The sequence below is a fragment of the Actinomadura sp. 7K507 genome (genome assembly GCF_004348425.1).
In the GTDB taxonomy this organism is placed as follows: Bacteria; Actinomycetota; Actinomycetes; order Streptosporangiales; family Streptosporangiaceae; genus Spirillospora.
Window position 1 is genome coordinate 17,887 of sequence record NZ_SMKK01000089.1, and the last position, 15,981, is coordinate 33,867.

General features: G+C 71.4%; 22 protein-coding genes. 12 read left to right on the top strand and 10 right to left on the bottom strand.

Translation table 11 applies throughout. The annotated features are described in order from the left end of the window. The 4 genes from E1285_RS20975 to E1285_RS20990 are packed head-to-tail and all read left to right on the top strand — an operon-like array spanning nucleotide 1 to nucleotide 3,176. Nucleotides 1-648: a DUF6758 family protein gene (locus E1285_RS20975; RefSeq protein ID WP_132154595.1), complete on the top strand. Its 648-nt coding sequence runs from the start codon at nucleotides 1-3 to the stop codon at nucleotides 646-648. Nucleotides 649-690: 42 nt separating this feature from the next. Further along, on the top strand, nucleotides 691-1,557 hold the full coding sequence (locus E1285_RS20980; RefSeq protein ID WP_132154597.1) for a PHP domain-containing protein: 867 nt from the start codon (nucleotides 691-693) through the stop codon (nucleotides 1,555-1,557). A gap of 10 nt (nucleotides 1,558-1,567) precedes the next feature. Further along, nucleotides 1,568-2,272, top strand: a complete 705-nt coding sequence (locus E1285_RS20985) for an MBL fold metallo-hydrolase (RefSeq protein WP_132154599.1) — start codon at nucleotides 1,568-1,570, stop codon at nucleotides 2,270-2,272. Between the two features lie 10 nt (nucleotides 2,273-2,282). Next, entirely contained in the window at nucleotides 2,283-3,176 is an 894-nt protein-coding gene (locus E1285_RS20990) for a PD-(D/E)XK nuclease family protein (RefSeq protein ID WP_243722950.1), read from the top strand. 40 nt (nucleotides 3,177-3,216) lie between these two features. Here the strand turns inward: E1285_RS20990 and E1285_RS20995 are convergent, their stop codons facing one another. Continuing rightward, entirely contained in the window at nucleotides 3,217-4,125 is a 909-nt protein-coding gene (locus E1285_RS20995; RefSeq protein ID WP_132154601.1) for an oxygenase MpaB family protein, read from the bottom strand. Between the two features lie 168 nt (nucleotides 4,126-4,293). Between E1285_RS20995 and E1285_RS21000 the strand changes: the two genes are divergently transcribed. Beyond that, a complete protein-coding gene (locus E1285_RS21000; RefSeq protein WP_132154603.1) occupies nucleotides 4,294-4,860 on the top strand; it encodes a hypothetical protein in 567 nt (188 codons plus the stop codon). A gap of 68 nt (nucleotides 4,861-4,928) precedes the next feature. Here the strand turns inward: E1285_RS21000 and E1285_RS21005 are convergent, their stop codons facing one another. Beyond that, nucleotides 4,929-5,762 carry an alpha/beta hydrolase gene (locus E1285_RS21005; RefSeq protein WP_132154605.1) on the bottom strand — a complete coding sequence of 278 codons (834 nt, stop codon included), beginning with the start codon at nucleotides 5,760-5,762 and terminating at the stop codon, nucleotides 4,929-4,931. 170 nt (nucleotides 5,763-5,932) lie between these two features. Between E1285_RS21005 and E1285_RS21010 the strand changes: the two genes are divergently transcribed. Next, entirely contained in the window at nucleotides 5,933-6,736 is an 804-nt protein-coding gene (locus E1285_RS21010; protein WP_132154607.1) for an alpha/beta hydrolase, read from the top strand. A 21-nt stretch (nucleotides 6,737-6,757) separates the two neighbouring features. On the opposite strand, the gene E1285_RS21015 is transcribed toward E1285_RS21010, so the two are convergent. The 3 genes from E1285_RS21015 to E1285_RS21025 all read right to left on the bottom strand — a co-directional run bounded on the left by E1285_RS21015 (nucleotide 6,758) and on the right by E1285_RS21025 (nucleotide 7,778). Next, on the bottom strand, nucleotides 6,758-7,054 hold the full coding sequence (locus E1285_RS21015) for a hypothetical protein (protein WP_132154609.1): 297 nt from the start codon (nucleotides 7,052-7,054) through the stop codon (nucleotides 6,758-6,760). Between the two features lie 11 nt (nucleotides 7,055-7,065). Further along, nucleotides 7,066-7,257, bottom strand: coding sequence for a DUF1059 domain-containing protein (locus E1285_RS21020; RefSeq protein WP_132154611.1), 192 nt, complete (start codon nucleotides 7,255-7,257; stop codon nucleotides 7,066-7,068). A 179-nt stretch (nucleotides 7,258-7,436) separates the two neighbouring features. Then, nucleotides 7,437-7,778: a helix-turn-helix domain-containing protein gene (locus tag E1285_RS21025; protein WP_132154612.1), complete on the bottom strand. Its 342-nt coding sequence runs from the start codon at nucleotides 7,776-7,778 to the stop codon at nucleotides 7,437-7,439. Between the two features lie 55 nt (nucleotides 7,779-7,833). Here E1285_RS21025 and E1285_RS21030 point away from each other — a divergent pair, with 55 nt between their 5' ends. The 4 genes from E1285_RS21030 to E1285_RS21045 all read left to right on the top strand — a co-directional run bounded on the left by E1285_RS21030 (nucleotide 7,834) and on the right by E1285_RS21045 (nucleotide 10,761). Further along, nucleotides 7,834-8,580, top strand: coding sequence for an SDR family oxidoreductase (locus E1285_RS21030; protein WP_132154614.1), 747 nt, complete (start codon nucleotides 7,834-7,836; stop codon nucleotides 8,578-8,580). 179 nt (nucleotides 8,581-8,759) lie between these two features. Beyond that, a complete protein-coding gene (locus E1285_RS21035; RefSeq protein ID WP_132154616.1) occupies nucleotides 8,760-9,866 on the top strand; it encodes a hypothetical protein in 1,107 nt (368 codons plus the stop codon). Between the two features lie 95 nt (nucleotides 9,867-9,961). After that, nucleotides 9,962-10,414: an SRPBCC domain-containing protein gene (locus E1285_RS21040; protein ID WP_132154618.1), complete on the top strand. Its 453-nt coding sequence runs from the start codon at nucleotides 9,962-9,964 to the stop codon at nucleotides 10,412-10,414. Further along, on the top strand, nucleotides 10,411-10,761 hold the full coding sequence (locus tag E1285_RS21045; protein ID WP_132154620.1) for a winged helix-turn-helix domain-containing protein: 351 nt from the start codon (nucleotides 10,411-10,413) through the stop codon (nucleotides 10,759-10,761). The genes E1285_RS21040 and E1285_RS21045 overlap by 4 nt, the downstream gene beginning before the upstream one ends. 2 nt (nucleotides 10,762-10,763) lie before the next feature. Here E1285_RS21045 and E1285_RS21050 read toward each other — a convergent pair whose 3' ends face one another. Beyond that, nucleotides 10,764-11,336 carry a TetR/AcrR family transcriptional regulator gene (locus E1285_RS21050; RefSeq protein WP_132154622.1) on the bottom strand — a complete coding sequence of 191 codons (573 nt, stop codon included), beginning with the start codon at nucleotides 11,334-11,336 and terminating at the stop codon, nucleotides 10,764-10,766. Nucleotides 11,337-11,421: 85 nt separating this feature from the next. Between E1285_RS21050 and E1285_RS21055 the strand changes: the two genes are divergently transcribed. Then, nucleotides 11,422-12,339 (top strand): NmrA/HSCARG family protein, encoded by a 918-nt coding sequence (locus E1285_RS21055; RefSeq protein WP_132154624.1) that lies wholly within the window; start codon nucleotides 11,422-11,424, stop codon nucleotides 12,337-12,339. 78 nt (nucleotides 12,340-12,417) lie between these two features. On the opposite strand, the gene E1285_RS21060 is transcribed toward E1285_RS21055, so the two are convergent. Both E1285_RS21060 and E1285_RS21065 read right to left on the bottom strand, forming a co-directional pair. Then, nucleotides 12,418-12,798 (bottom strand): nuclear transport factor 2 family protein, encoded by a 381-nt coding sequence (locus tag E1285_RS21060; RefSeq protein WP_243722951.1) that lies wholly within the window; start codon nucleotides 12,796-12,798, stop codon nucleotides 12,418-12,420. Continuing rightward, complete coding sequence (locus E1285_RS21065; RefSeq protein WP_132154628.1) at nucleotides 12,795-13,577, bottom strand: NAD-dependent epimerase/dehydratase family protein; 783 nt, start codon at nucleotides 13,575-13,577, stop codon at nucleotides 12,795-12,797. The genes E1285_RS21060 and E1285_RS21065 overlap by 4 nt, the downstream gene beginning before the upstream one ends. A gap of 41 nt (nucleotides 13,578-13,618) precedes the next feature. Here E1285_RS21065 and E1285_RS21070 point away from each other — a divergent pair, with 41 nt between their 5' ends. Further along, the gene (locus E1285_RS21070) at nucleotides 13,619-14,539 is read left to right on the top strand and encodes an AraC family transcriptional regulator (RefSeq protein WP_243722952.1); all 921 of its coding nucleotides are present in this window, start codon (nucleotides 13,619-13,621) and stop codon (nucleotides 14,537-14,539) included. A gap of 18 nt (nucleotides 14,540-14,557) precedes the next feature. Here the strand turns inward: E1285_RS21070 and E1285_RS21075 are convergent, their stop codons facing one another. Together E1285_RS21075 and E1285_RS21080 are read right to left on the bottom strand one after the other, a co-directional pair. Next, nucleotides 14,558-15,136: a carboxymuconolactone decarboxylase family protein gene (locus E1285_RS21075; protein ID WP_132154632.1), complete on the bottom strand. Its 579-nt coding sequence runs from the start codon at nucleotides 15,134-15,136 to the stop codon at nucleotides 14,558-14,560. 117 nt (nucleotides 15,137-15,253) lie between these two features. Then, the coding region (locus E1285_RS21080) for an alpha/beta fold hydrolase (protein ID WP_132154634.1) at nucleotides 15,254-15,981 on the bottom strand (728 nt) is incomplete at its 5' end.

The window sequence follows — 15,981 nt, forward strand, 5'->3', positions numbered from 1 at the left end:
ATGAGGGCTGAGCCCACATGCCCGCGCTGCGCGGGTCCCGTTCACGCGCCGGGTCTCTGGTCGAGCGACTGGGCCTGCGGCGTGCACGGCGCCGTACTTCCGCGGCAGCCGTCCAAGCGACCCGGCCCGGACGGGCTGGCCGCCGTGCTCCGCGACGCTCGGGTCCCCGTCTGGACGCCCTGGCCCCTTCCGCTGGGCTGGCTCGTCACGGGCTTCGCCACGGTCGGGGACGACCGCAGCGGCGCGCGGGGGACGGCGGTCGCCGTGTCCGGGCCGGGGCTGCTCAGCGGTCCCGCCGACATGGTGCTGGTCGCCGAGGAGCCCGGCGTCGGCCTCGGCGCCCACTACGCGGGGCTGGATGGCGCCGACCCCGGCGAGGTGTTCGACGGTAGCCCGCCGCACGTGAAGCTCGACGTCAGCGGCCCGGCGGCGACCTGCGGCCATTCGGTGCCGATGTGGGCCGTCGACGGGAAACCCGACCGCGCCGCCTACGTGGGAGAGGCGATGGGCAACTGGCTCTGGGCGGTCCTGTGGCCCGCCGACGCCGGCGTCCTCATGCTGGAGCGCCAGAACCTTCTCGATCTGCGCGAGCCCGGGATGGACATCGACCTTCCCTATGGGGCGTACAGCCCGTGCATCGACGAGTGACGCCACTGAGACCGGCGGCGGCCCCCTGATATGAACGAGGGCATGCGGATCGACCTGCACAGCCACAGCGACAGGTCCGACGGCACCCGGCCCCCCGCCGAGGTGGTCCGCCGGGCGCGGGCGAGGGGACTGGACGTCCTGGCGCTCACCGACCACGACACCGTCGCCGGCTGGGACGAGGCCGCCGATTCGCTGCCCGCCGGCCTGACCCTCGTCCCCGGCGTCGAGCTGTCGTGCAAGCACGACGGCCGCAGCCTCCACATGCTCGGCTACCTGTTCGACCAGGACGAGCCGAACCTCGCCGCCGAACTCGCCCGGCTCTGCGACGACCGGGTGATCAGGGCGCAGGGCATGGTCGACCGGCTCCGGGACCTCGGGGTGGACGTCACGTGGGGCATGGTCCGCGCGCTGGCCAAGGGCGAGGCGGTCGGACGTCCGCACATCGCGCGGGCCATGGTCGAGGCGGGCGCCGTCCGCTCGACCGGCGAGGCGTTCACCTCCCGGTGGATCGCGCAGGACGGCCGCGCCTACGTGGAGCGGTACGCGCTCGACCCGGAACGGGCGATCGGCCTCGTCCGCGCGGCCGGGGGAGTGTGCGTGCTGGCGCACCCCCGGGCACGCCGGCGCGGGTACGTCTTCGCGGACGAGACGATCGAGAAGCTCGCCGCCGCGGGGCTCGCCGGGATCGAGGTCGACCATCCCGACCACGTCCCGGAGGACCGCGCCCGCCTGCGCGAACTCGCCACTGCCCTCGACCTCGCCGTGACAGGTTCCAGCGACGACCACGGCGAGCTGACCGGCGACCGCCTCGGCGCCGAGACCATCGCACCGGACGCCTTCGGGAAACTGCGCGCGGGCGCGTCCGGCGATGATCTCCGACTGCCCGAAACGTTCCCCGAAGCGCGATAGGGTTCCAAGGGTGGACGCGCGCATCGAACAGGTGACGACGTCGGGGCAGCTCACCCTCGACGACACCGACTACGACGTCGAGAGCAACACCTACATCGTCGGCGACGACGATGAGGTCATCGTGATCGATCCGGCCTACGACGCCGACGCCATCCTCAAGGAGGTCGGTGACCGCGAGGTCATGGCCGTCCTGCTCACCGACGGCAACGAGCACCACCTCAACGTGGTCCTCGAAGTCGCCGCCGCGGGCGAGGAGGAAGAGGAGAACTGGGCCCCGATCGCGATGCACCGCGCCGACCGGCTGCTGTGGCGCGACTACTTCGGCCGCCTCGCCAAGGACGAGGAGGACGAGGACGACGCCAAGGCGCTGCGGTCCCTCGAACCCGACATCTGGCTGGAGGACGGCGGAGTCTTCGAGATCGGCGACGCCCAGCTGGAGATCATGCACACCCCGGGCCACACGCCCGGCAGCGTCTGCGTGATCAGCGAGCAGCTCGGCGCCCTGTTCTCCGGCGACACCCTGCACCGCGGCCGCCCCGGCTCCATCGGCGGCGTCTACGAGGACCTGCGCAAGCAGCTGAACTCGATCGGCGCGCTGCTGACCCCGCTGCCGAAGGAGCTGAAGGTCCTTCCCGGCCAGGGCGAGGAGACCACGGTCGGCGAGGAGGACTCCCGCTGGGAGACCTGGGGCGAGCTGGCGCAGGACGAGGACTGACGGAGCGTCGTTGAGCGCCGAGCAGCTGGGCTTCGACGGAATGCCCCGGCGGCTGTACACGTGCACGCCGTCGAGGCTGAACACGTGGCTGGACTGCCCGCGCCGCTACCGGATGACCTACCTCGATCGTCCGATGCCGCCGAAGGGCCCGCCGTGGGCGCACAACAGCGTCGGCGCCAGCGTCCACAACGCCCTGGCCGGCTGGTGGCGGCTCCCCGTCCACGAGCGCACCCCCGAGGCCGCCGGGACGCTTCTGACCCGGGGCTGGCTGACGGACGGTTTCCGCGACGACGCCCAGTCCGCCGAATGGCGTGGCCGCGCCCGCGAGATGACCGAACGCTACGCGGCGGGCCTCGACCCGTCCGACGAGCCGGTCGGCGTCGAGCGCACGGTCGCGACCCGCACCGACCGGATCGCCGTGTCGGGCCGCATCGACCGCCTGGACGCCCGCGGCGGCGAACTCGCCGTCGTCGACTACAAGACGGGCCGCCGCCCCCTCACGTCCGATGACGCCCGGGGCTCCCTGGCCCTCGCGATCTACGCCGTCGCCTCGTCCCGCGTCCTGCGCCGCCCCTGTCACCGCGTCGAACTGCACCACCTGCCGTCCGGCGAGGTCGCGGCGTGGGACCACACCGACGACTCCCTGGCGCGCCACATGCGGCGCGCCGAGCAGATCGCCGACGAGGCCGCCACGGCGGACGAGGCCTACCGCGCGGTCGTACCGAAGCCGCGACCGTCCGACGCGCGTCCGGCCACCGTCGACCACACCCCGCACGACGAGCGGTTCCCGCCCCGTCCGGGCACGCTGTGCTCCTGGTGCGACTTCGCCCGCCACTGCCCCGAAGGCCAGCAGGCCGCCCCGCGCAAGGACCCCTGGGCGGCCCTCCCCGTCGACGTGCCGTGAACGCGGCGCACCGCCCGTAGAGGACGGCACGCCGCGCCGCCTAGGCCGTTGCGAGAGCCTTGCGGTCGGGCCAGCGCCTCGGGTCGCGCAGGCCGAACAGGCCCCTGCTCACGTCGTAGCCCTCGGCGCCCAGCCGCTGCCGCGTCCGTCCGAGCATGTCGCGGGTGGGCTTGGCGAAGGCGTAGTCGTGCAGCCGCTCCGGCACGGAGTTCATCGCCAGCCGGAACGACCTGAGCGACGCCGTCACCGCCGGCTGCGGCACCTCGGGCAGTACCCCGTACATCTTGCGGGCCCAGCCGGGCAGCGAGTAGTAGCAGAGCGCGCCGAACGGGAGGTAGCCGGGCTTGCCGGGCGCCAGGAACCTCAGGTTCTCCGGCATCGTCGGCCAGATCAGGAACCGGACGGTCTCCGCGGCCTCCTCGGTGACCCGCAGCTTGGGCAGCATCCCGGCGAAGAAGGCCTCCATGTCGGCGACGCTGCCGGGGACGTCCTCGGCGTGCAGCCCGACGAGCGTGGCCGACTTGCGCTGCTCGTACAGGTACCGGTCGGCCATGGCGCCGGTCAGCGGCAGCCCGGCCCGGCGCGCCACCTCCAGGAAGGAGTAGACCTCGGCGCAGTGCACCCACAGCAGCAGCTCGGGCTGGTCGAGCCGCTCCTTCTTCCCGGTGTCGTGGTTGAGGATGCGCAGGCCCCGGTGGATCTCCCGGACCCGGTACGCGGCCTCCTCGACCTCCTCCGGGCTGCCGAACGTCCCGAGGCCGACGAAGTCCGACGTCCGCTGGAGCCGCCCGAAGGGGTCCTCCCGGAAGTTGGAGTTCTGCCAGACACCCCACATGGCCATGGGGTGCAACGCCTGCAACATCAGGCTGCGCACCCCGCCGACCCACATGGTCCGGTCAAGGTGGACGCGCCAGGTGACGCTCTCGGGCGGCTGGACGGTCGCGGGCATTCACACCTCCATGAGACAAACTCAGGTAAGTGTGTCATTACCTCCCGCGCCGCACGCCACCGCCCCCGGCTCTGCGCCCGATTGATCGACATCCGGCGTCCGCCAGTGGCACCACCGGCGAACCACCCGCCCGGCCGGGGCGTCCAACCTCCCGGAGAGGGAGGGGACATGGTCGAACGGGCGCCCGGCGGGGAAGGCCAGGGGCAGCGGTTGTCAGTAGGCGCTGGGGGCGTCGCCTGGCTCTGCTTCTGGCTGATCCTGATGCCCATCGTCGTGGTGCCGGCCATCGCATTGGTCCCGCTGTGGCGCCAAGGCGGGGACGCGGCGGACGTGGGCGTCGGACTGGCCGTCCTCGCACTGATCATCAGCCCCTTCATCGCGCGTGTGGGAGTCACCTTCTACCGCAGTGCCTTCTGGCTGGACGGAAACACGCTGGTCCAGCGCCGGATCGGCAGGAACCGGCGCTGGGACCTGCGCGAGACACGGTTCAGGCTGCAGCCGGCAGGCGTGGACTTCCGGGGCAACGCGATCGGGCCCGCGCTGTTGCTGTCCAGCGGCTCAGGGACCACCCGGCTCCCGCTCGGAACCGCCGAGAACCCCCTCCGGCTTCTCCCGCGAGAAGAGCTCCGGGCGCTGACCGGCGCGATCAGCGCCGCTCGCCCGTCCGACCCCACGGCCAGAGCGATCGTCATGGAACTGGCGAGGCTCGCGGGGAACCCGCTGGGACCCATCTGAGGGCGATGGATCCCAGCCGCGCTCAGCCGGTGGGCGTCCCAAGCCTGTCCGCGTCACATCGACCTGGTTCAGGAGGTTCCGGCGAGGACCTCCCGCAGGCGGACGGCGAAACGCTGAGGATCGTCGGCGAAGCCGGTGTGGCCGCCGGGGAACAGCGTCGGCTCGATCCCGATGGCCTCGGCGAGCGTCCTGGTGGCGCGGTCGCACAGTTCGCCGGCGGAGTCCTCGCCGATGCCGGCCACGATGCGGGGCCCGACCGCGCGCAGGGCCGCGAGGTCGGGCTTCCAGTGGACGGTCTCGCGCAGCTCGTGCTCGAACCAGCGGCGTTCGTCGGCGACCTGCTGCGGGTCGCGTTCACCGCCGAACATCTGCTCCAGCGCGCCCTCCGGAAGCTGGATGTCGCTCAGCGCCATGAACTTCCGCCACGCACCCATCACGTCTCCGGCCAGGTAGGTGGCGATCATGTCGTCCGTCCTCTTGTAGAGGTCGTCGCGGTCCTCCAGCAGGTCGTCCAGCGGCGGTTCGTGCGCGATGACCCTGCGGGCCTGCTCGGGATGGGCCTGCGCGAACGCGAGGGCGGTGCAGGCGCCGCCGCTGGAGCCGAGGACCACGGCCGGTCCGGCGTCCACCTCCGCGATCAGCCGGGACAGGTCGCCGGCGCGCAGCGGCGGTGTCGAGTCCTGCCCGGGGTCGTCGACCGGGCTGCGGCCGATGCCCCGCGGGTCCGTCGTGAGGACGGTGTGGTCCGCCGCGAGGAGGTCGGCGAGCGGCTCGAACGCCGCTGCGCCCATCGGGGCGCCGACGAGCGCCACCAGTGGCCCGCTCCCGCGCACCTCGTAGTGCAGCCGCGCGCCGGGCACGCGGAGGGTTCCGGTGGCGGGCAGGGCCGAGGCAGTCGTCATGGTTCCTCCAGGTGAATCGGTTCTGAGTAGTCAGACCCGCCACCTGGGAGGAACTCATCGCCCGGACGCGGATCAGGTTGCGGACAGGCCCGGCAGGCCCTCCCACGCCGACGCCACCGATGAGTTCTCGCCGGACGCCCGGTCAGTAACGTGAACGGAAGGGGTACCCCATGACGAGTTACGTGACATCGGTGGACGGGACGCGGATCGCCTTCGACACCGCCGGCCAGGGCCCGGCGGTGGTCGTGGTCGGAGGCATGTTCTGCGCCCGCCCGGCGACCCGGGCCCTGGCCGAGCGGCTCGCCGGGCGATTCTCGGTGCTCAATTACGACCGGCGCGGCCGGGGCGACAGCGGCGACACGCCCCCGTACGCCGTGGAAAGGGAGATCGAGGACCTCGGCGCGCTGATCGCCGGGGCCGGAGGCTCGGCGGCGGTGTACGGCCACTCGTCCGGCGCGGGCCTCGCTCTGGAGGCGGCCGCCGCTGGACTGCCGATCACCGCGCTCGTCCTCCACGAACCGCCCTACGGCCCCGACGGCGAGGACGACCGGCAGTCCGCACGGGATCTCGCCGAAGGCGTCCAGGCGGCCATCAAGGACGACCGCCGCGCCGACGCCATCAAGATGTTCCTGGCGGCCTCCGGCATGCCGCCGGAGATGGCCGAGGCGGCGAGCGGCAACCCGGACATGCTGGCGATTGCCCCGACCATGCCCTACGACTTCGAGGTCATGGGAGACACCGCCCGCGGCGGCGTGATCCCGGCCGGCCTCGTCCGGAGCATCACCGTTCCGACCCTGGTCATGGCGGGCGGGGCGAGCCCGGACTTCTTCCGTGACACCGCCGAACGCCTCATCGCCCTGCTGCCCGACGGACGCGGCACCGTACTGGAGGGCCAGGACCACGGCGCGCCCGCCGACGCCGTCGCCCCCGCCGTCTCGTCGTTCCTCGGCGACGCGTCGGCGCACCCGCGATGAGCAACTACCGGCCGGTGGCGGTCACAGCGTTTCGTCGCGCATGACGTCCAGGTTCATGAACCGCGGCCCGTTGGTGCACCGAGCCTGGATCTCCGAGGCGATATGCCGTGTCTCCGCCAGCTCGTTGTTGCGCATTGCCGCCTCGTAGGACGGGAATTCGACGATGTCAACGAAGTGGTCCGGGTTCTCGCGGTCCCGGGCGTGCACTTCGTGCGACGCCGTCCGCTTGCCCTCGGTCGCGGTCGCCCACTCGTCGAACAGCGCGTCCAGCTCGTCCGGGCGGTCGGTCTCGTACTCGATGATCTGCACGAAAGTCATATGCCCCACCCCTACCGGACGCTCAGCTGCTCGTCCTTGAGCGTCCTGCGGACCTCTTGGCGCAGTTCAGGGCTGTCGGTGTGCCCGTGCACCGAGGCCGCGTGCTCGGCGGCGGCGCGGACGACCTCGTCCTCCTCGCCGCTAATGGTCAGCGTGCATCCTGACTCGCTCGGCATCTCCCGGCAGTCGGCCACTTTGCGCATCGTGACTCCTCCCTCGGCCGGCCCTGCGGGCCGCCCCGGGTAATCAATCCCGTCACATCGCCAGATAAGTGGCACTTCCATCGTGGCACGTGCCCAGGTCAGAGAGAAGCTCGGCGACGCCCGTCCTGGTCAAACTCCAGTCACGACCCCATTGCCGCCCGTGGGCCGACCCGGTTGACCTAGGCGCCGGCCAGCCCGACGTGGGCGCCCACGTCCTCGTCCTGGGCGGCGTTCAGAACGGCGTCCAGAAGCCCGGGGAACCGGGACTCCAGGTCGTCGCGGCGCAGCTCGACGTAGCAGCGGGTGCCCTCCTGCCGGGTCCGCGTGACCCCGGCATCGCGCAGGACCCGCAGATGGTGGCTGAGCGTCGACTTGGCCACCGGGGCCCGCAGCTCACCCCACCCTCGCTCCCGCCCGTCCGCGAGCACGCGCACCAGGCCCACCCGGATCGGGTCGCTGAGCGCCCCCATCACGGAGATGAGGCCGATCTCGTCCAGATCGGGGTGGTGTGCCTGCTTCATACCTGCATGCTACTTTGTTCGATGTTCGTCAATCATCGAACTAAGGAGGGTGGTCATGGACTTCACCGGCAGGACCGTCGTCGTCACCGGCGCGGGCTCGGGCATCGGACGCGCCGTCTCCCGGCTCTTCGCCGACGCCGGAGCCCGCGTCCTGGGCGTCGGACGGCGTGCGGCGGCCCTCGAGGAGACCGCCGCCGACCACCCCGGAATCGCCGCCCATCCCGCTGACCTGCGCGCCCCTGGAACAGCGCGCGAAGTGATCGACGCGGCGACCGGCCGTTGGGGACGCCTGGACGTCCTGGTCAACAACGCCGGAGCAACCAGGATGATGCCGCTGGGCGAAACCACGGCGGAAGGCATCGCCGACCTCTTCGACCTGAACGTCACGGCGCCGAGCCTGCTCTCCAGTGCCGCCCTGCCGCACCTGCGCCAGGTCGAGGGCGCGATCGTCAACGTCTCCAGCACCTACGGCCACCGCCCGCTGCCCGGCGCGGCCCACTACGCGGCGTCCAAGGCCGCGCTCGAACACCTCACCCGCAGTTGGGCCGTGGAACTGGCCGCCGACGGCATCCGCGTCAACGCCCTGGCCCCCGGCCCGACCGAAAGCGAAGCCCTGACCGCCGCCGGCCTCCCGGACGCCGTCGTCGACCAGATCAAGCAGGACGAGGCCGCACGCATCCCCCTCGGCCGCCGAGGCGACCCCGAAGAGATCGCGACCTGGATCCTCCGCCTGGCCGACCCGCAGACCACCTGGCTCACCGGCCAGACCCTCACCCTCGACGGCGGCCTCGAACTCACCTAGAGCGCCGCCCGCTGCTCCCGTCCCAGGGGGCACGCCAGCGTCCTAAGTGGCGCGAACCGGCCATATGAGCGGGTGTGCCGGGTTTTATCTAGTCGATCTTGGGATAGGCAGTACCTAACTACTTGCCAGCAAATGGCGGCAAGATTGTCGCAGGGATCGCCTAACCCCCGGGAGCCTTCATGGCAGGACGACGAGTTCTCCGCTTCGCCGCTTGGGCCGCCGCCTTCTCAGGCCTGCTGCTCACCCCCGCTGCCGCCGCCGCGGCACCCCCGCAATGGGAGAACGTGCCCACCCCGCCCCTCGACGGCCTCGCCGTGCTGACCGAGGTCGCGGCAGGCGGGCCGCGGGCGGCGTGGGTGGCCGGGCTGGAGGACGCGACATCGAGTGGGACGCCCGTCATGCTGGCCTGGAACGGTCGGCAGTGGCAACGCCAGGCACTGCCGCCAGGCACGGGTAATGTCGTCGACCTGGCCGCTGCCGGACCGCGGAACGCCTGGGGCATCTATCTGAACGCCGACGGCTCACCCGCACTCCATTGGGACGGCACCAAGTGGCGCAGCGTCGGTTACCCGGCCGGGGTCACTCCCACTCAGCCATCCCCCTTGACCACATACCTGGAGATCGTCTCGGCGGCGCCCCGCGGACCGGCCTGGTCGGTCGGATACGACTCACAGGCGAAGGAGGCCGTCGCCCTGCGCTACAAGAAGGGCCGATGGACGCGCCAGAAGACTCCGGTTCCCATGGTCAACGCCTCCACCGTCGCCGTCCGGTCGGCGAAGGACGTCTGGATCGCCTGCACCTGCGACATCCCGGGGACCGGCCCGACCCAGGCCATGCTGCATTGGGACGGCACCGAGTGGAGCACGATCCGGTATCCGTCCAAGGAGGACACGTACATCGCGAAGATCGTGCCGGTCTCGGCCACGAGCGTCTGGGCCTACCGTGCGAGCAGCAGCTTCGCGCCGACGCCTGAGCTCATGCACTGGGACGGGACGAGCTGGACGTCGACGACGATCCCGGTAAGCCAGGAGCCCGGCGTCTACCACCACCCAACGCTCGCCGACGACGGCGACGAAGGCGTGTGGGTCTCGGCGAGCACGTACCAGGACGACAAGAGCTACCTGCACTACAGCGGCGGCCGCTGGACCGCCGAGAGCGGCGCGGAACGCCCCGGCATCTCCACCTGGGTCTACGACCTGGCCCGAGTGCCCGGAACCCGCTCGATCTGGTCGACCGGCATGGCCGATCCCCTCGGAGGCCCCCACCTCATCGAGCGCCGCCGCTGACCGCCAGGCGTAAAGATGCAACCATTGGTTGCGCAACCGCGAGGCCATGGGCTAGCGTGATGCGCAACCAATGGTTGCATATGGAGGTCGAGGGCATGGAGTACGGAAGCATCGAGCGCGAGATCCACGTCGACGCCTCACCGGAGGTGGTCTTCAAGGTGGTCAGCCGCCCGGAACACATCTCGCAGTGGTGGAGCGACGACGCCGACTTCGAAGCGACTCCCGGCGCTGCCGGTGAACTCGTCTGGGGCGACAGGGCGGATGTCGCCCCCATCGTCGTGGTGAAGGCCGAGCCGCCCCGCTTGTTCTCGTTCCGCTGGTGCCATGCCGGCGGCGAGATCGACGACTCCGCCGACTCGCTGCTGGTCACCTTCGAGCTCACTCCGTCCGGCACGGGCACGACGGTCCGGCTCACCGAGACCGGGTTCCGGGAGATGGGCTGGCAGGCCGCCAAACTGGCCGAGCAGCACCGCGAACACGTCGACGGCTGGGACGCCGCGGTTCTCGGGCTCGGGGAGTACCTCACGCGACTGGTGGCGACCCCATGACCGTCGACGTCGACGACGACCTGTGGTCCGCGGTAGGGGATCCGACCCGCAGGCGGATGCTCGACCTGCTCCTCGTGGACGGCAGCGGCACCGCCACCAGCCTCAGCGAGCAACTGCCCGTGACACGCCAGGCGACCGCGAAGCATCTCGGCGTCCTCGACCGCGCCGGCCTGGTGCACGCCTCGAATGCCGGACGGGAGAGGAGGTATCGGGTGGACGAGGCGCAACTCGCTCGCGCGGTCGCCCAGTTGTCCTCGGTCGGAACAACGTGGGACGGCAGGCTCCAGCGCATCAAGCGAATCGCCGAGTCACTCCAACACGACCAAGCGGTGACGGACCCACCCTGAAATCAGGTTCGGAAGCCGTCGAGGGTGAACTTCAGTAGGCGCTCGCCCTGCGGGGCGGAGCTCTGCTCGCTCACCCACGCCGCCGCGTTGACCAGGGCGTACAGGTCCATGGCGGTGACGTCCGGACGCACTTCACCGGCATCCCGCGCGCGTGCGACCAGGGCGTCACCGGCGGCGAGCACCGCCTGGCACGCCGCGTGCAGTTCCGAGGTCTCGTCCTCGATGGCCTGAAGGAAAGCGGTGCCCACCCCCCGGTAGAGCGCCGCGTGGACCGTGGCCGCCTGCGCCCAATCGGTGAGGCCGCCGAAAGGTGAGGGGTGGGCGAGGAGTTCTTCGCCGGCGGTGGCCAGCGCTCGCATCCTGTCGCCCAGCAGTGCCTCGAGCAGTGCGCGCCGGGTGGGGAAGTGGCCGTAGAGCGTGCCGTTGGCCACCCCGGCCCGGCGCGCGATCTGCTCCAGCGAGAAGTCCGTGCCGTGCTCGGCGAACGCGGACGCGGCCTCGGTGAGCAGCCGTTCGTAGTTGCGTCGTGCGTCCGCACGCATGGGGCGGCGGCGTGCGGGCGTGCCGGTGTCCATGAGCGACCCCCGTTTGAATAAGTTGAGACTATCTCGATATATTTCTCGGGACAGTCTCAGCTTACTGGTTCACGGAGGTCCCGCCATGCCCGACGAGCACACCCCCACAGGCGCCGGGAAGGGAGCCGGCAGAACCGTTCTCGTGACCGGCGCGACCGGTCGGCAGGGCGGTGCAACCGCCGCCCGCCTGCTGGACGACGGCTGGCGGGTCCGCGCCCTGGTCCGCGATCCCGCCTCACCCGCGGCTCGCGGCCTGGCCGCGGCGGGGGCCGAACCGCATCGCGGCGACCTGGACGATCCCGAGGGTCTCAAAGCCGCCATGACCGGCGTTCACGGTGTCTTCGCCGTCACACCGGACGACCTCGACGGGCGGCGGGAGGTCCGGCGCGGCCGGAACCTGGCCGACGCCGCGGCGGCCGCCGGCATCGGCCATCTGGTCTTCGCCTCCGTCGGCGGCGCCGAACGGGGCACCGGCGTCCCCTACTGGGAGACCAAGTGGGTCATCGAACAGCACATCGCCGCCCTCGGGCTGCCGGCGACCGTCCTGCGGCCCGTGCGGTTCATGGAGAACCACACCATCCCCGGCCTGCCGCTCGGCGGCATCTCCCCGGACGGCGTCCTGCGCCACCTCTTCCCTCCGGACGCCCCCGTGCAACTGGTCGCCGTGACCGACATCGGTGCGTTCGCCGCCCTCGCCTTCGCCGACCCCGCCGCCTATTTGGGCCAAGCGCTGGAACTGGCCGGTGACGAGCTGACCCCTGATGCCACCGTGCGGCTGATCGGCAAGCACCTCGGAAGGCGGATGACCTACCAGCAGGTCACCGACGAGGAGGGGGACCTGCTCAAGGAAGGCGCACGCGCCATCACCGATCCACGTGGCGTCTGGCGTGCCGACGTGCCTGAACTGCGCCGCCGCCATCCGGGCATGCTTGATCTCCCCACCTGGCTGGACCGGGGCGGTGCCGCCGCCATCGCCGCGATTCTCGAAAGTCCGAAATCTTGAGGGCGCGGGGCCTGCCTCGCGCTGATCCGTGGACGCTTTCGTGACCTGGCAGCCGCATCTCGCCCCCGCCCGGCTCGCTCAAGTCGGGTCGGTTCGCGTCCAGGTTTCGTGGAGGCTGCGCCAGAGCAGGCCGTTACGGGCCTCCGGAGCGGGGACCATCATCGCGACGGCTCGGCGGGCGCTGTCGGGGTGGTGTTCCTCGTACGTGGCGACGGTCAGGCCGTCGCGATCCAGGAGCACGCGCGGTTCGAGAATCCGGATGTGCAGGCCGGGTACCGTGCCGTGGGCCTTCTCCATGGCGTCGCGGAGATCTGCGAGCGTGAGCATGGCGCCGTCCGGGTCGTACCAGGTGAAATCCGGTGTGTGCATGTCGAAGAAGCCGCCCAGGTCGGTCGCCCTTCCGCTCAGCCAGGCTTCGATGAAGCGGTGGTGCTCGATGACCTCGTCGATCGCTTTCACCGGGCCGCCCATGTGCGGAGAGGAGTGAGTTCGACGCCGAAGAGGGACTCCACCTTGCCCGGGTCGCCGTCGTAGAAGTTCGCGTTCTCGGGGGCGGACAGCCAGCGGTAGGTGTCCGCGACTCCCGTCGCGGCGGCGTCGCCGATCACCGGGGTCATGAACTTCTGGAACGCGTCCGGCTCCAACGGAACATAGCCCGCACCGAAGACGGACGCGAGTTCCGGGCCCGTGACGATGTCCTTGCCGCCGATGTCGACCGAGGTTCCGACCAGGTCGTCGCGGTCGAACGCGGCGACGGTGAGGGCGCCGAGGTCGTCGTGGGCGAGCCAGGCCACCCTGTGGCCGGGAGGGATCGGGTAGGGCAGGACACCGTCGGACGGGTGAAGGTTCTCCAGGTAGACGGGCGGGCGCAGCACGACGGTGGGGATGCCGGAGTCGAGCAGGGCGCCGGCCGCGTCGCGCCTGGTCTCGAAGGCGGCGACCGACGTGCGGGCGGCGGGCAGGCGGTTGCTGGTGTTGAGGACGAGCCGTTCGCAATGGCTGGCCGCGGCGATGATGTTGTCCACGTAGCGGGTCACGAGGTCCGCGTCGAACACCATGGGCAGCGTCACCGATGCGCGGGACACGCCCCCGAAGGCGTCTCGCACCGCCGCCGGGTCGGCGAGGTCGCCGTGCTTCCGGCTGAAGCCGCGGACGGTGTGCCCGTCCTGTTCGAGGCGCTTCGCGACGGCCCCGCCTTGTGCGCCGGTGGCGCCGATCACCAGGTATGTCTCGGTCATGGTGTTCAGCGTGCCGGAGGTTGGGAGTACCTTCGATAAGTGTGAGTCCTGGTCTGGTTAACGATCGTCCAGCCGATCTTCTCGATGAGCTGCTCGCTCCGCTGCGGCTGGAGGGCGTGTTCGTGAGCCGCTGGGAGGCCAGGGCGCCGTGGGGGTTCCGGGGGGACCAGGAGAGCAACGCGATCCTGCACTACGTGCGGTCCGGCGAGTGTGCGATCACGATGCCCGGGGCGTCCGAGCCGGTCCTGCTGGGCCTGGGCGAGCTGGCGGTCTTCCCGTACGGGACGGCGCACGAGCTGGCGGACCGGCCGGGACGCGCCACGACCCCGCTGGACCTGATGCTTCCCGGGCGCCAGGCGGGGAGCACGACGGAGGTGCGGGTGGACGGGCCCGGCCGCATGACCGAGCTGCTCTGCGGCGGCCTCCACTACGACGAGTCCGCGATGTCGCCGCTGTACCGGTCGCTGCCGGAGATCATCGTGCTCGACCGTGCGGCCCTGGCCACCGAGCCGCTGCTGGCCGGGACGCTGGACGCACTGATCGCGCGGTACGGGGGGCTGGCGGCGCTGCGCGCGTTCGAGCTGGTCTTCGTGCTGGCGCTGCGGGTGGCGTTGGAGCGCCTCGGCGGAATGCCCCCGGCACTGCGCGATCCGGCTGTCGGGCGGGCGCTGCTGGTGATCCAGACCCGGTACGCCGAGCCGTGGACGCTGGAGTCGCTGGCCCGGGAGGCGCGGATGTCGCGGTCGGCGTTCGCGGGCAGGTTCACCCGGCTGGTCGGCGAGGCGCCCGCCCGCCATCTGGCCGGACGGCGGATGAGGGAGGCGGCCCGGCTGCTCACCGAGACGGCGACGCCGCTGGCGGCGATCCCCGGACGAGTCGGATACCGCTCGTCGGTGGGCTTCCACCTGGCGTTCCGCCGCCACTTCGGGGTACCGCCCGGCGAGTACCGCCGGGCGCCGTAGCGAGCGCGTCGGACGCACTCAGGGGCGGTAGTCGGTGAACGCCGGGGTGTCGGGTTCGAGGGGAAGGCGGAGGGCGCGGGCGACGAAGGAGATCGCGTGGTACCAGCCGCACAGCAGGAGGAGGTCCACGGACGCTTCGTCACCGATCGCGTCGGCGAGGTCGTGCCACTGGTCGTCGGTCAGGTCGTTGGTGCCGCACAGGGCGTCCACCGCGCGAAGGACGGCGCGGTCGGCGGGGTCGGTCCAGCAGGCGTCGTCCGCGTCTCCGGTCACGATGGAGCGGACCTGGTCGGTGTCGAGTCCGGCTTTCGCGGTGAATACCGCGGTGTGGATTCCCCACTCGTACTCGGCTCCGCATCGCACGGTGGTGCGGTCGATCACCAGCTCGCGGTGGCGAAGGTCCAGTGCCGACTGCCGGGACAGGTAGTACCGGCCCCAGCCGTGTATGCCGCGCGCCCGTTCGGGGCTGCGGGCGAAGATCCGGAACAGGGCGATGGGCGGGCCGAGCGCTTCCAGGGCCGCAGCCGTCTCCGCGTCGTACGGGGGTTCGACGGGGTTGATCCTTGGCGATATCGGGTGCTTTGAAAATCGAGGCATGCGGGGGACGGTAGCACGAGACGCTTCGGAAATAGAAGCACCAGGCTGCCGGTGGCCCGGCCACCGGAACCGTGGGTTGTCCGCGGAGGCCTGGCCGCGTTCATCGCTTCGCGGGCATCAGCGGAGGGGCTGTTCGGCCTGGTTCCAGAAGGCGCGGAGGGCGGCGGCCGTGGTTTCGGGGGCCTCCCAGGCGGGGGAGTGGGCGGCGCTCGGGATGACGACCTTGGACGCGTTGAGCCGTTCGGCCATCTTGGCCTGGGCGGCGGGCTCCCAGGCGTCGTCGTCCTCCCCGTAGAGGACGAGGGTGCGCAGGCCCGTGCCGGCGCAGTGCTTGGCGAGTTCGTCGACGCGGTCGGGGGCGGTGAGGATCTCGTTGGACATGCAGATCAGGCCCCTCTCGGAGTTGCCGAGGGTGCGGGCCTTGATGAAGGCGATGATCTCTTCCTGGATGCCGCGCCCGGTGTAGTCGGGTTCGAGGGCGATCGACCAGATCGTTTCCATGCCGAGTTCGGGGATGGCGTCGCGCAGGGCCCTGGCCCGGTCCGCGGTCGGGCCGGTGACGGCGGCGGGGCCCGAGCTCATCAGCGTGAACGAGGCGGGGCGGACGCGGTCGGCGAGCACGGCCTCGCGGCAGACCAGGCCGCCGAACGAGTGGGCGACCAGGTGGGCCGGGTCGGGGCCGAGGGCCTCCAGGAGGACGCTGATGTCCTCGCCGAGCGCGGCCCGGGTGTAGGCGGACTCGTCGTCCGGGCCGATGGACTCGTACTGGCCGCGCATGTCGATCGACACGACGCGGCGGCCGGACGCGGCGAGGGTCTGCAGGACGGCGAGGAAATCCTCCTTGC

Excerpts from the sequence above, each read along its gene's own strand:
- E1285_RS20975 (WP_132154595.1), top strand. The coding sequence starts at position 1 with ATGAGGGCTGAGCCCACATGCCCGCGCTGCGCGGGTCCCGTTCACGCG.
- E1285_RS20980 (WP_132154597.1), top strand. The coding sequence starts at position 691 with ATGCGGATCGACCTGCACAGCCACAGCGACAGGTCCGACGGCACCCGG.
- E1285_RS20995 (WP_132154601.1), bottom strand. The coding sequence starts at position 4,125 with ATGCCCGCGACCGTCCAGCCGCCCGAGAGCGTCACCTGGCGCGTCCAC.
- E1285_RS21000 (WP_132154603.1), top strand. The coding sequence starts at position 4,294 with ATGGTCGAACGGGCGCCCGGCGGGGAAGGCCAGGGGCAGCGGTTGTCA.
- E1285_RS21005 (WP_132154605.1), bottom strand. The coding sequence starts at position 5,762 with ATGACGACTGCCTCGGCCCTGCCCGCCACCGGAACCCTCCGCGTGCCC.
- E1285_RS21010 (WP_132154607.1), top strand. The coding sequence starts at position 5,933 with ATGACGAGTTACGTGACATCGGTGGACGGGACGCGGATCGCCTTCGAC.
- E1285_RS21015 (WP_132154609.1), bottom strand. The coding sequence starts at position 7,054 with ATGACTTTCGTGCAGATCATCGAGTACGAGACCGACCGCCCGGACGAG.
- E1285_RS21020 (WP_132154611.1), bottom strand. The coding sequence starts at position 7,257 with ATGCGCAAAGTGGCCGACTGCCGGGAGATGCCGAGCGAGTCAGGATGC.
- E1285_RS21025 (WP_132154612.1), bottom strand. The coding sequence starts at position 7,778 with ATGAAGCAGGCACACCACCCCGATCTGGACGAGATCGGCCTCATCTCC.
- E1285_RS21030 (WP_132154614.1), top strand. The coding sequence starts at position 7,834 with ATGGACTTCACCGGCAGGACCGTCGTCGTCACCGGCGCGGGCTCGGGC.
- E1285_RS21035 (WP_132154616.1), top strand. The coding sequence starts at position 8,760 with ATGGCAGGACGACGAGTTCTCCGCTTCGCCGCTTGGGCCGCCGCCTTC.
- E1285_RS21040 (WP_132154618.1), top strand. The coding sequence starts at position 9,962 with ATGGAGTACGGAAGCATCGAGCGCGAGATCCACGTCGACGCCTCACCG.
- E1285_RS21045 (WP_132154620.1), top strand. The coding sequence starts at position 10,411 with ATGACCGTCGACGTCGACGACGACCTGTGGTCCGCGGTAGGGGATCCG.
- E1285_RS21050 (WP_132154622.1), bottom strand. The coding sequence starts at position 11,336 with ATGGACACCGGCACGCCCGCACGCCGCCGCCCCATGCGTGCGGACGCA.
- E1285_RS21055 (WP_132154624.1), top strand. The coding sequence starts at position 11,422 with ATGCCCGACGAGCACACCCCCACAGGCGCCGGGAAGGGAGCCGGCAGA.
- E1285_RS21065 (WP_132154628.1), bottom strand. The coding sequence starts at position 13,577 with ATGACCGAGACATACCTGGTGATCGGCGCCACCGGCGCACAAGGCGGG.
- E1285_RS21075 (WP_132154632.1), bottom strand. The coding sequence starts at position 15,136 with ATGCCTCGATTTTCAAAGCACCCGATATCGCCAAGGATCAACCCCGTC.